General features: G+C 63.6%; 14 protein-coding genes and 1 tRNA gene. 7 read left to right on the forward strand and 8 right to left on the reverse strand.

Translation table 11 applies throughout. The features are described 5' to 3' along the window. A partial coding sequence (locus K5Q19_RS20205; RefSeq protein WP_292948862.1) for a GcrA family cell cycle regulator occupies window positions 1–260 on the reverse strand: 260 nt, incomplete at its 3' end. A 123-nt stretch (window positions 261–383) separates the two neighbouring features. Here K5Q19_RS20205 and K5Q19_RS20210 point away from each other — a divergent pair. Further along, the gene (locus K5Q19_RS20210) at window positions 384–1,283 is read left to right on the forward strand and encodes an ABC transporter permease (protein WP_292949054.1); all 900 of its coding nucleotides are present in this window, start codon (window positions 384–386) and stop codon (window positions 1,281–1,283) included. A gap of 38 nt (window positions 1,284–1,321) precedes the next feature. Here the strand turns inward: K5Q19_RS20210 and hspQ are convergent, their stop codons facing one another. Further along, the gene (gene hspQ / locus K5Q19_RS20215) at window positions 1,322–1,702 is read right to left on the reverse strand and encodes a heat shock protein HspQ (RefSeq protein ID WP_292948864.1); all 381 of its coding nucleotides are present in this window, start codon (window positions 1,700–1,702) and stop codon (window positions 1,322–1,324) included. Between the two features lie 166 nt (window positions 1,703–1,868). Between hspQ and K5Q19_RS20220 the strand changes: the two genes are divergently transcribed. Next, window positions 1,869–1,958, forward strand: a tRNA-Ser gene (locus K5Q19_RS20220). A gap of 150 nt (window positions 1,959–2,108) precedes the next feature. After that, window positions 2,109–2,723 carry an integrase arm-type DNA-binding domain-containing protein gene (locus tag K5Q19_RS20225; protein ID WP_292948866.1) on the forward strand — a complete coding sequence of 205 codons (615 nt, stop codon included), beginning with the start codon at window positions 2,109–2,111 and terminating at the stop codon, window positions 2,721–2,723. A 32-nt stretch (window positions 2,724–2,755) separates the two neighbouring features. On the opposite strand, the gene hutU is transcribed toward K5Q19_RS20225, so the two are convergent. The 4 genes from hutU to hutI form a co-directional block, all read right to left on the reverse strand. Beyond that, a complete protein-coding gene (gene hutU / locus K5Q19_RS20230) occupies window positions 2,756–4,432 on the reverse strand; it encodes a urocanate hydratase (protein WP_292949056.1) in 1,677 nt (558 codons plus the stop codon). A gap of 103 nt (window positions 4,433–4,535) precedes the next feature. Beyond that, the gene (gene hutG / locus K5Q19_RS20235; protein WP_292948869.1) at window positions 4,536–5,321 is read right to left on the reverse strand and encodes an N-formylglutamate deformylase; all 786 of its coding nucleotides are present in this window, start codon (window positions 5,319–5,321) and stop codon (window positions 4,536–4,538) included. Further along, on the reverse strand, window positions 5,318–6,838 hold the full coding sequence (gene hutH, locus K5Q19_RS20240; protein WP_292948872.1) for a histidine ammonia-lyase: 1,521 nt from the start codon (window positions 6,836–6,838) through the stop codon (window positions 5,318–5,320). Before hutH ends, hutG begins: the two co-directional genes overlap by 4 nt. Before the next feature lie 62 nt (window positions 6,839–6,900). Then, window positions 6,901–8,112, reverse strand: a complete 1,212-nt coding sequence (gene hutI, locus K5Q19_RS20245) for an imidazolonepropionase (RefSeq protein ID WP_292948875.1) — start codon at window positions 8,110–8,112, stop codon at window positions 6,901–6,903. 57 nt (window positions 8,113–8,169) lie between these two features. Between hutI and K5Q19_RS20250 the strand changes: the two genes are divergently transcribed. Then, window positions 8,170–9,516, forward strand: a complete 1,347-nt coding sequence (locus K5Q19_RS20250) for a formimidoylglutamate deiminase (protein WP_292948878.1) — start codon at window positions 8,170–8,172, stop codon at window positions 9,514–9,516. 120 nt (window positions 9,517–9,636) lie between these two features. Further along, entirely contained in the window at window positions 9,637–10,362 is a 726-nt protein-coding gene (locus K5Q19_RS20255) for a UTRA domain-containing protein (protein ID WP_292948881.1), read from the forward strand. A gap of 18 nt (window positions 10,363–10,380) precedes the next feature. Here the strand turns inward: K5Q19_RS20255 and K5Q19_RS20260 are convergent, their stop codons facing one another. Next, on the reverse strand, window positions 10,381–10,656 hold the full coding sequence (locus K5Q19_RS20260; RefSeq protein WP_292948884.1) for a hypothetical protein: 276 nt from the start codon (window positions 10,654–10,656) through the stop codon (window positions 10,381–10,383). 9 nt (window positions 10,657–10,665) lie between these two features. Further along, window positions 10,666–10,836, reverse strand: coding sequence for a hypothetical protein (locus tag K5Q19_RS20265; RefSeq protein ID WP_292948886.1), 171 nt, complete (start codon window positions 10,834–10,836; stop codon window positions 10,666–10,668). Between the two features lie 153 nt (window positions 10,837–10,989). Here K5Q19_RS20265 and K5Q19_RS20270 point away from each other — a divergent pair, with 153 nt between their 5' ends. Together K5Q19_RS20270 and K5Q19_RS20275 are read left to right on the forward strand one after the other, a co-directional pair. Further along, window positions 10,990–11,532 (forward strand): heme NO-binding domain-containing protein, encoded by a 543-nt coding sequence (locus tag K5Q19_RS20270; RefSeq protein WP_292948889.1) that lies wholly within the window; start codon window positions 10,990–10,992, stop codon window positions 11,530–11,532. Between the two features lie 175 nt (window positions 11,533–11,707). Beyond that, on the forward strand, window positions 11,708–12,244 hold the full coding sequence (locus K5Q19_RS20275) for a heme NO-binding domain-containing protein (RefSeq protein ID WP_292948892.1): 537 nt from the start codon (window positions 11,708–11,710) through the stop codon (window positions 12,242–12,244). The last annotated feature ends 17 nt before the right edge of the window (window positions 12,245–12,261 follow it).

Genomic DNA, 12,261 nt, shown 5'->3' on the forward strand with positions numbered 1-12,261 from the left:
GGGGCCGGACGCGGCGCGGCGGCGCGCGGTTCGGCTGGCGCGGCGGGTTCTGGGGCCGGACGCGGCGGCTTGGCGGGGGCGGCCTCGCTCTTCTCGTTGGGCTTGACCGGCGAAGGACGCGCCTTGAGGCCGAGGCGATGGGCCTTGCCGATCACGGCATTGCGGCTGACCCCGCCCAGTTCTTCGGCGATCTGGCTGGCGGTCGCGCCGCCTTCCCACATCTTGGTCAGTTTTTCGATCCGCTCGTCCGTCCAGCTCATGCCGTCTCAAATCCTTCAGAACTCGTCCTGCGCAGGTGTTTTGCCGCAGGACCGTGCCCAACCCGTCAGGGTGGGCGGTGCAATGCCTTGCCTTGCCCCGACATGCGCGATACCGCACCGGACATGGCCGATCAACCAACTCCAGAAATCTCTGGGCCCCACGCCGGGGATGCTTCCAACCGCGAACTACCCAGCCGAGCGGGGGATTTTCCACCGCCGGGCGAAGTGCGCTTCCGCAGCATCAATCGCTTGGGGCTGTGGACCCTCTATATGAAGGAGGTGCGCCGCTTCTTCAAGGTGCAGACCCAGACGATCTGGGCACCGGCGGTGACAACGCTGCTCTATCTGATGATCTTTACCCTTGCTTTGGGCGGCGGCGGCCGCGTGGTGCTTGGCGTGCCGTTCGCCACCTTCGTCGCGCCGGGGCTGATCGCGATGGGCATGATCAACAATTCCTTCGCCAATTCGAGCTTCGGACTGCTGGTCGGCAAGATCCAGGGCACGATCATCGATTACCTGATGCCACCGATATCGAATGCCGAACTGATCCTCGCGCTAGTGGCTGCCGCCGTGACGCGCGCGATCCTTGTCGGCCTCGCCGTCGCGGGGGCGATGATGTTCTGGCCGGGCGTGGACCTCACCGTCCAGCATCCCTGGGCGGTGATCTGGTTCGGCCTGATGGGTTCGATCCTCCTCGCCCTGATCGGCGTGCTGACCTCGCTGTGGGCGGAGAAATTCGATCACAACGCGGCAATCACCAATTTCGTGATCACGCCGATGTCGATGCTGTCGGGCACGTTCTACGTGATCAGCAATCTTTCGCCCACGTTCCAGATGATCAGCCGCTTCAACCCGATCTTCTATGTGATCTCGGGCTTCCGTTTCGGCTTTCTGGGGCAGAGCGACATCGGCACGACCAACGAGGCCGTGCTGCACGGCGCGATCGGGCTCGGCGTGCTCAACCTCGTGCTGTGGGTGGCGATCTACTATATCTTCCAGTCGGGCTGGAAGCTGAAGAACTGAGGGCAGGCGAGGCGGCGGCTCGCCCTCAGCGCATCGGATCAGTGCGAGAGGCCGCGGCGCAGGCGGTAGCGACCGTCGCGAAAGGCCTCGAACATTTCATGCACCGACGGGTGATCCACCGGCCCGCCTTCGGCATCCGACATCAGGTTCTGCTGGCTGACATAGGCGACGTAGCTGTTCTCGTCGTTCTCGGCGAGCAGGTGATAGAAGGGCTGTTCGCGCGGCGGACGAATTTCGGCAGGGATCGATTCGTACCACTCTTCGCTGTTCGCGAAGACCGGGTCGATATCGAAGATAACCCCGCGGAAATCGAACAGCTTGTGGCGGACGACATCGCCGATGCCAAACCGCGCTTTTGCAACATGAGGAGCCGTGATCTCACGGCCAGCCTGGGGCGAAAAGAAAATCGCTCTGTCCATGAATAGGAATATAGGGCGATGAGGGACGGAAACAAGCGAGCCGAGGTGCAATGCCGTGGATTGTAGGGCAGGTGTAACCTATTTTCCCTTGGCAAGCGGCAGACCATGCGCTAACGGCGCCCTTCCTCGACCGGGACGGCCTCGAGCCGGCTCAACGACACTTCGCGGAGAGGTGGCAGAGTGGTCGAATGCACCGCACTCGAAATGCGGCATACGGGTGACCGTATCCAGGGTTCGAATCCCTGCCTCTCCGCCAAGTGCCCATCTACAGACGTTCGCTAACGTCTGTAGATAATCTGGCAAATGCCTAGAATTCCATGGTATTTTTCCACCACTGATCGGCAACGTCTGTCACCGGGTCGGAACATTGGGCCGCTCGGTGGTGGGATAAGTGGTGGGAAGCTCAATGCCTCTGAAGAATGCCCAGATCCTGTCAACAGGCCCCGGCATGCATGTCGATGGAAATGACCTCTATCTCAATGTGACCCCCCAGAGGGCCAAGAGTCGCATTTCCCGATACCAGTTCAAAGGCAAGCGCTGCGAGATGGGCTTTAGCTCACTTGTTGGTCTCCCCGCGCCTGAAGCGCGCGCACTGGCCGCTAGGCTCAGGGCCAATGTCGCAAACGGGATTGACCCGCTCGCCCAGCGCCACGCGGCACGCGAGGCCGAGAAGGCAGCCAAGCGGGCAGCGGAACGGGAGTTGCGGCGGCAGCAGCATACTTTCCGGGCTGCAGCAGAAACCCATAGCAGCCTTGCCAACAATCCCAAGTTAAAGAAGCCGGCAGAGACTGCCGATCATGCGGACGGCTGGGGCTGGTACATGGCGGGACAGCCGTTCCATGAAGCATGGCGTCTCGTGATCGCGTTGGATGCAAACGCTGACAATGCTCGTCACTTGTCGCACCTTTATGATCACTTATGCGCCGCCAGGGCATGCTCCAGATCGGCTAGGCCGCTGACACTGGTCTCGACCGAGCCATCGGCGCGCTGCAACGCGGCCGACAGCGACGGCAAGCGATAGCGCGGGCGAACGGCATCGACCTGTACCGCAAACTAGGTCATCTCCTGCGCTAAGCCGAGGATCGCGGGTAGCTCGAGGCCCTTTTCGCGCGCGCAATCAAGGGCGAGATCGTACCCGGCATCTGCGTGGCGCATCACGCCCGTAGCGGGGTCGTTCCACAGCACGCGTTCGATCCGCGCCGCCGCTTCCTCGGTGCCATCGGCCACGATCACCATCCCGGCATGCTGCGAATAGCCGATCCCGACGCCGCCGCCGTGGTGAAGCGAAACCCACGTCGCCCCGCTGGCGGTGTTGAGCAGCGCATTGAGCAGCGGCCAGTCGCTGACCGCATCGGAACCATCGCGCATCGCCTCGGTCTCGCGATTGGGGCTGGCGACAGACCCGGAGTCGAGATGGTCGCGGCCGATCACCACCGGCGCCTTGAGCTCGCCGTTCGCGACCATTTCGTTGAAGGCGAGGCCAAGCCGGTGCCGGTCGCCCAGACCGACCCAGCAGATCCGCGAAGGCAGGCCCTGAAACTTGATGCGTTCGCGCGCCATATCGAGCCAATTGTGCAGATGGGCATCGTCTGGCAGCAGTTCCTTGACCTTGGCGTCGGTGCGATAGATATCCTCCGGATCGCCGGAAAGCGCGGCCCAGCGGAACGGGCCGATGCCCCGGCAGAACAGCGGGCGGATGTACGCGGGCACGAAGCCGGGAAAGTCGAACGCATCGGCCAACCCCATGTCATGGGCCACCTGACGGATATTGTTGCCATAGTCCAGCGTCGGAATACCCATCCGGTGGAAGGCCAGCATGGCCTCGACATGTTCGCGCATCGAAGCGCGCGCCTCGCGGTCGACCGCTGCCGGATCATCTTCGCGGCTGCGCATCCAGCGGTCGAGGGTCCAACCCTTGGGCAGATAGCCATTGATCGGATCATGCGCCGAGGTCTGGTCGGTCACCACGTCGGGACGGACTCCGCGGCGGACGAGTTCGGGATAGAGTTCGGCGGCATTGCCAAGCAGGCCCACCGACACCGGCGCCTTGGCGGTGGTGACGATGTCGAGGGCTTCTTCGAGGCTTTCGGTTGCACGGTCGAGGTAGCCGGTGGCGAGCCGCATCTCGATCCGGCTCGGCTGGCATTCGATGGCAAGGCAGGATGCCCCCGCCATGGTCGCTGCGAGCGGCTGCGCGCCACCCATGCCGCCAAGGCCGGCGGTGAGGATCCAGCGGCCGGACAAGTCGCCGCCATAGTGCCGGCGCCCCACCTCGACAAAGGTCTCGTAGGTGCCCTGAACGATGCCCTGCGTGCCGATGTAGATCCAGGAACCGGCGGTCATCTGGCCGTACATCATCAGCCCGGCACGATCGAGCTCGTGGAAATGCTCCCAGGTCGCCCACTTCGGCACGAGATTGGAATTGGCAATCAGCACGCGCGGTGCATCGCGGTGGGTGCGAAACACGCCGACCGGTTTGCCCGACTGGATCAGCAGGCTCTGGTCGTCCCCCAGCGCGCGCAAGGCGGCGACAATCCGGTCGAAGCTCTGCCAGTCGCGCGCCGCCCGGCCGATGCCGCCATAGACCACCAGCTCCTGGGGATTCTCCGCAACACCCGGATCAAGGTTGTTCATCAGCATCCGCAGCGCGGCTTCGGTCTGCCAGCTTTTCGCGGTGCGCTCGGGGCCGTGGGGCGCACGGATGATGCGGCTGTTGTCGAGGCGGTTCATCATCGACCTTTCATGGTTGGCATGGTGTGATGGTGGACATGCTACGCGGATCGCGCGGCTGAAGGCTGATCGGGTCGCTGGAGCATGGCCATGACCGGTTTGCTCATTGACTGCCTGCAGCAAAATCGATGCAGGCTTCGAGGACCTTGCGAAGCGTAGCACGAGCCTCCGCGGCGCGGGCCTCGTTCCATTCGGTCGATGGTTCATCAAGATAGACGCGCTGGGCCAGCTCCATCTGCACCGCATGGACACCTGCGGCCGGATTGCCGATCCGGCGGGTGATCCAGCCGCCACGGAACCGGCCATTGACGACGCGTGGCTCCGGACACAGTGAGGCGATCCGCTCTGTCAGCGCGGCATCGCAGGCGCTTCCGCCATTCGTGCCGATGCTGAACGCGGGCAATTCGCCGTCGAACAGACGCGGCACGCGGCTGGCGATGGAGTGGGCGTCGTAGACGACGACCGTGCCATGCAGGCCGCGCAGCCTTGCGATCTCTGCATCGAGCGCGCTGTGGTAGGGGTCGAAAAAGCTCGCCCGGCGCGCCGCGACTGCGGCGGCATCGGGTTCTTGCCCTGCGCGGTAGAGCGGCGTGCCGTCGAAGCTGGTCATCGGGCACAACCCCGTTGTCGCCTGACCGGGATAGAGCGATGCGCCCGAGGGATCACGGTTTACGTCCACCACGATACGGGACATGGCGGTTGAAACCAGCGTCGCTCCGAGGTCCCGGGCGAAACTGTAGAGCTTGTCGACATGCCAGTCAGTATCGACAAGCGCGGCAGCCGGATCCATCAGCGCGGACGAAACGGCATCAGGCATCCGGATGCCGGCGTGCGGTACGCTCACAATCAGGGGGGCGTCCCCCTGCGCAAGATGCAGCCAATCGTTCATTCGACCCCCGGCAAGTCCGCCAGCGCGGCCAGACGCCCCGAACGGATCAGGCCGATGGCTGCCAGGATATCGGGGTGGAAGTGGCGATCGTCCGTAAGCGTCGGGACTGCACCACGCAGCAGCGCGCGGGCTGCCTCAAGCGTGGCGCTCGAGCGGAGCGGCGCGTGAAAATCGCAGCCCTGCGCTGCCGCCAGATACTCGACCGCGAGGATACCGGCGAGGTTTTCGGCCATCGCCGTCAGCCGGCGCGCACCATGGCCTGCCATCGAGACATGATCCTCCTGGTTCGCCGAAGTCGGGATCGAATCGACCGAAGCGGGATAGGCGCGCTGCTTGTTCTCCGAGACCAGTGCGGCCGCGGTCACCTGCGGGATCATGAAGCCCGAATTGAGGCCCGGCCGGGGGGTCAGGAATGCCGGCAAGCGGGAAAGCGCCGGATCGACCAGCATGGCGATGCGGCGTTCGGCAAGGCTGCCGATCTCGCAGAGCGCCATCGCCAGCATATCTGCAGCAAAGGCCACCGGTTCGGCATGGAAGTTGCCGCCGGATAGAGCTTCGTCAGTATCGGCAAAGATCAGCGGATTGTCCGATACGCCGTTGGCTTCACGGATCAGCGTGGTGCCCGCCTGGCGAAGCAGATCGAGGCACGCGCCCATGACCTGAGGCTGGCAGCGCAGGCAGTAGGGGTCCTGAACACGCGCATCGTCGACCAGATGCGAGGCGCGGATGGCCGAACCTTCCATCAGGCGGCGGAGAGCGCCTGCGGTCTCGCGCTGACCGGGATGTCCGCGCAGGTCATGGATACGGGCATCGAAAGGCGTATCGGATCCCTTGGCGGCCTCGGTCGACAGGGCCCCGGTCAACAAGGCACTGCGATAGAGGTCTTCCGCCGCCAGCAAACCTGCAAGCGCGTAGGCCGTTGAAAACTGGGTCCCGTTGAGCAGGGCGAGACCTTCCTTGGGGCCGAGCTCGAGCGGGGTCAGCCCAGCCATTCCGAGGGCCTCGGCTGCGCCCAGCCTTTTCGTGCCGATCTGGACTTCGCCCACCCCGATCATCGCCGCTGCCATATGCGCCAGTGGGGCAAGATCCCCGCTTGCGCCAACCGAGCCTTGCGAGGGAACCACCGGGGTCAGGTCATGCTGCAGCATCAGCTCGAGCATCCGGACGGTTTCAGGCCGGACACCTGAAGCCCCATGGCCGAAGCTGGCAAGCTTGAGCGCCATCATCAGCCGTGTCACCGGCACTGGCATCGGTTCGCCGACACCTGCGGCATGGCTGAGCACGATGTTGCGCTGCAGGGTCGCCAGATCTTCGCTCGCGATCGAGACGCTCGCCAGCTTTCCGAAGCCGGTGTTGATTCCATAGGTCGGTACGCCCCTGCCGATGATGCGCGCGACTGCAGCGGCGCTTCGCGCAATGGGCGCGGCGGTGGCGCCGGATAGCTGCGCGGCGGCACCGCCCACAATCTGACGGCATTGCGCCAGAGTGATCTGGCCGGGGGCGAGTTCAACGACCATTAAAGCGGCATCCTCTTGTCTTCACCATGTGCGATCATTGACCGCTCGCCGAAAGCCCTTCCTCACTGGCCCCACCGGATGCGCTGCCAAAGGGGATTGGGCCCGATCTGGCAGACCAGCTCTTCCGGCGTATCGATGTCCCAGATGGCAAGGTCGCACCACTTGCCGGCTTCGAGCGAACCGGTCTGCTCGTGCAGGCCGAGCGCGCGGGCGGCGTTGATCGTCATCCCGGCGAGCGCTTCGGCGGGAGTAAGGCCGAACAGGACAGCGGCAAAATTCATGGTGACGAGCGGCGAGGCGAGCGGCGAAGTGCCAGGGTTGCAATCGGTGGCGATGGCGATCGGCACTCCGGCTGCGCGCAACTCTGCGACAGGCGGTTTGCGGGTCTCGCGCAGGAAATAAAACGCGCCGGGGAGCAGCACCGCGACGGTACCCGATGCCGCCATCGCTGCAATCCCGGCGTGGCTGACATGCTCGAGATGATCGGCTGACAGCGCGCGGTGCCGCGCGGCCAGCGCCGCGCCGCCGCTGTCCGAAAGCTGCTCGGCATGGAGCTTCACCGGCAGGCCCGCCTTCGCCGCGGCAGCGAACAGGCGGTCGATCTGGGCGGGCGTGAACGCAATCGTCTCGCAAAAGCCATCGACGGCATTGGCCAGCCCGGCTGATGCGGCCGCCGGAATCATGACGTCGCACAACAGATCGACGTAGTCATCAGACCGGCCGGCAAACTCCGGCGGAACAGCATGCGCGCCAAGGAATGTGGTCGAAACCGAGACCTGTCGTTCATTGCCCAGCCGCCGTGCGGTGCGCAGCATTTTCATCTCATCGATGGGCGACAGGCCATAGCCGGACTTGATTTCAACCGTAGTGACGCCCTCGGCGATCAGCGCATCGAGCCGGGGCAGCGCGGAGCCGACCAGTTCGAGCTCGCTGGCCGCCCGTGTCGCCCGCATGGTCGAGAGAATGCCGCCGCCTGCCCGCGCAATCGCAGCATAGTCTGCGCCTGCAAGCCGCATCGCGAACTCGTTCGTGCGATTGCCGGCATAGACCAGATGGGTATGGCAATCGATCAGGCCCGGCGTGATCCAGCGGCCGCCGCAGTCGATCGTCTCGCTCGCCATCAGTGCTGGTGCGCGTTCAGCCGCGCCGGCCCACATGATCCGGCCATCGCGCGCTGCGACAAGCCCGTTTTCGACAATGCCGAGGCCGCCAGCTGTCATCGACGCGAGCCTTGCGCCGTGCCACAAGCGATCACAATCGACGGACCTGGTCATGCCTTGCTTCCTCTCATGTCCTGATTTATATGTCTAGTCATATCTGGAGATCAGTGCATGATCCTTTGGTTTGGCGAAGCACTCTTGCCCGATGGTTGGGCAAACCGCGTGCGGGTGACGGTGAGTGGCGATCGCATCGCGGAGGTGGTATCTGATTGCGAACCCGGCTCCACCGATGAGCGCCATGCCGTGGGCCTGCCCGGCATGGGAAATGTCCACAGCCATGCCTTCCAGCGCGGTATGGCAGGACTTTCCGAGCAGCGTGGTGCGCCCGATGATGATTTCTGGAGTTGGCGGGAAGTGATGTACCGCTTCCTCGATCGCCTCGACCCGACGGCGATCGAGGCGATTGCGGCGCTGGCCTTTGCCGAGATGCTCGAGTCTGGCTACACGCATGTCGGCGAGTTCCACTACCTGCATCATGATCCGGCCGGGCATCCTTATGCTGCGCTGGCGACGACCGCGCAGAGTATTGCTGCGGCGGCGCAGACGACCGGAATCGGGCTCACGTTGCTGCCGGTTTTCTATGCGCATGCAGACTTTGGCGGCATGCCCGCAAAGCCCGGCCAGCGGCGGTTTGTGTGCGATCTCGATGGTTTTGCTCGCCTGTACGAGAGTTGCCGGACCGTGCTGCGTCCCGGTGACAGGATCGGCCTCGCGCCGCACAGCCTTCGCGCTGTCACCCCCGATGAACTGGCCGTGCTGCTGCCGTTGGCGGGGGAAGGACCGGTGCACATTCACGCGGCAGAACAGACCAAGGAGGTAGACGATTGCGTAGCAGCGCTCGGCGCTCGTCCTGTCGAGTGGCTGCTGGCCAATGCGCCAGTCAACGAGCACTGGTGCCTCGTTCATGCCACCCATCTCTCGCCAACTGAGACGGATGCGCTTGCTGCCAGCGGGGCTGTGGCGGGACTTTGCCCGATGACCGAAGCCAACCTTGGCGATGGCAACTTTCCCGCAGTCCGCTATCTGGCAGGCGGCGGGCGCATGGCAACCGGGACGGACTCCAACATTCTGGTGGATGCGGCCGCAGAACTGCGCCATCTCGAATACAGCCAGCGTCTTCTTCACCGCGGTCGCAATCTGCTGGCCAGCGACGACTATCCTTCGGTGGGCCGCCGCCTGTTCGATGCCGCGCTTGATGGCGGCGCCCGGGCACTTGGTGTCGATTTGGGTATCGCGCCGGGATGCTCTGCCGACATCATCACCCTGGCAACGCAGCATCCTTCGTTTGCTGCAGCATCTGGCGACGGCGTGCTCGATCGATGGATCTTCTCCAGCCGTGGACAAGCGATCGATGCGGTTTGGCGCAGCGGGCGGAGGGTGGTGAGCAATGGCCGCCACCATGCCCGCGAGGCCATCGAACGCTCCTATCGTGCTGCGATCATCGCTGTCCTGGGCTAGGCATATTGCTCCGATCCGGGTCTTTACCGGCAGTCATGGAGAGTTTAGCGATAGGTTCTGGAGCAAGGGCAGGCACGCGGGACGCACTGAGGGCCAGCACGGGATTGACAGGAACTGATCTTGAAGCCCCACAAGGCCAAAGCTCTGCATGCACAGATCCGCGAGGACATCGAGACCAGGATCGTGACCGGACAGTTGATGCCCGGCGATCAGCTTCCGTTCGAAGTCGAACTGATGCAGCAATATGGCTGTGCGAGGATGACGGTTAACAAGGCCATGTCGGGCCTTGTCGCTGACGGCCTTGTTGTGCGCCGCAAGAAAGCGGGAAGCTTTGTTGCCCATCCCAAGCTTGAACAGAATGTCATGGAGACGATGGACATTCCCGAGTACGCGCGGCGCTTGGGAAAGTCTTACCGGTTCCGGCGCCTCTCGCGGACGGAGGAGTTCCTCGACAACGCGGCGGCGAAGGAAATGGGTGTGCGGCCACGCCGTGAGGTCGTGCGCGTGACCGGACTTCACATCATTGGCGGCCAGCCGCTGGCGCATGAAGCCCGTGTGATCTTCCTTGATGCGGTGCCAGAGGCGCGCGATGCCTTGTTTGAAAGCGAAGCACCGGGCAAGTGGCTTCTGGACCATGTTCCCTGGAGTTCCGCGGAGAACGAGATTTCGGCAACGCTCGCCGGGCCCGAGATTGCAGAGCTGCTCGATACTCAGCCCGATGCCCCCTGCCTCGTGCTGCTGCGCAGTACCTGGCGCGATGGCGTGCAGGTTACCTTCGTGCGCCAGACTTTCCCGGCGGATCGCTATCGCTTCAAGGGCCGGTTCACCCCGGGCAGCGATCGGTAACCGGACAAGACGGCCAGCTTATTCGAGGGTGAGCAGTTCTGCACGCTCGAGATCGAGGCCCACCTTTGCGACCGGAGTGACCGGGCCTGAGAACGCAATGCTATTGTGATCGATCCGCACTGCGGGGGTTGCGCCGTTGGGCTGCAGGATCGCGAACTCACTTGCGTCAGGCGGCCTTGCGGCACTGGCTGCGGCAACGCTTCCGGAGCCGCAAGCCGTTTCCAGATACAGGGCTTGAGACGTAAGCACCTTGACCAGCGGCTTGATGCGCAGCGCATACTCGCCAGCGTTCATTGTCTCGATCTAGCCGATTGCCGGTACGGTGCCGAGCAGCTCGGCACGAGCTGCAGGCATGAACTTGGCATGCGCGAGCGCGATGGCCTCGCCGACGCAGCTTGACAGCATGGCGGTGGCAAGGATCGTGCGGCCCGGCAGCAGGGCCATGGTGTGTGAGATGCTCTCGTCGATGTTCATTGTATCCCGTCGTCGAAGCTGCGGCGCTCCGGTTGCGGCAGGGCACGCAGGCGCGGTGATGCACCGCTTCGGCATCAATCGTGCAAATCCGCATTAACCACCAAAAAATTCGGGGGTCTTGTCACGTTACGTTTGTCATGCAAACGGCGAGGCATGAAGGGACTGGTCTTTTCCGAAATGCTGGGCTGGGCGGAACACGCCTATTCACCGGCGCTGGTCGATCGGATGATCGTGCAATCGGGGGTGCCGAACGACGGCGCCTATACCTCCGTAGGCAATTATCCGCATGGTGAGGCGCTCGCGCTCTTCGGCGCGCTGTCTGAACTGACGGGCGAGCCGATTGGCGATCTGGCGCGGGCCTATGGCTACTGGCTCGCAGGGCGGTTCGTGACGCTCTATCCGGAGCTGGTTGGCGTCTATCCCGATGCGGAAAGCCTGCTTGCGGGTGTGGGCCCGCATATCCATGAGGAAGTGACCCGGCTCTATCCCGAAGCCCAGCCGCCGCAGGTTCATTCAAGCCCGATCGAGGGCGGGATGCAGCTCGACTACGTTTCCCACCGGCCTTTCGCGCCGCTGGCGCACGGGCTGATCGAAGGGTTTGTGGCGCACTTCGGCAATCACCACACGATTGCGCGCGAAGATCTGGATGCTGGCGGAAAAGCCGCGCGGTTTACGATTTCGCAAATCTCGAACTGAACCCTTCTTTGCAGTTTGCGATCGGTATTTTTGCAAACTGCAATGAGTGTTGGTGCAAATTGCGAAGGCTCGTTGCGTGCAATTGTGCCCGTTCACCTGCGTGGCCAACTGTTTGAACCCATGGCACGTTGCTTGCTTCAGACCCGGTGAGCGGCACTCACTCCGGGAAAATTACATGAAGGGCGTTATCTTCTCCGAGCTCATCCGGTGGGTGGAGGAGTCCTATTCCCCGAGCGTGGCCGATCAGATGATCCGGCAGGCGCAGCTTCCGGGCAATGGCAGCTATACCAGCGTGGGCACTTATCCCCACGTGCAGGCGCTCGCGATGATCGGGCAGCTCGTCGAGATCACCGGCGAGCCGGTCAATGCTCTGGCCGAAGCCTATGGCTATTGGCTCTCGGCGCGGTTTGCCGAACTCTATCCCCAGTTCTTCGTCGGCTTTGATGATGCGATCACCTTTCTCAAGGCGATTGACGGGATCCATCAGAAGGAAGTGACCAAGCTCTATCCCGACGCGCTGACGCCCAGCGTAATCGCCGAGGTGGATGGGCAGGACCTGCTTGTAAGCTATGCCTCGCACCGCCCGTTCGCGGAAGTCGCGCATGGCCTCATCCGGGGGTACATCGGTCACTTCGGTGATGATCTCGTCATCCTGCGGGATGAAACGACGCCGGGGCCCCATGCGGCGCGCTTCATCCTGCAGCGCAAGTAGGGTATTAACCGCAGGCC

Origin of the sequence: Novosphingobium sp., assembly GCF_019748365.1 — a bacterium.
In the GTDB taxonomy this organism is placed as follows: domain Bacteria; phylum Pseudomonadota; class Alphaproteobacteria; order Sphingomonadales; family Sphingomonadaceae; genus Novosphingobium.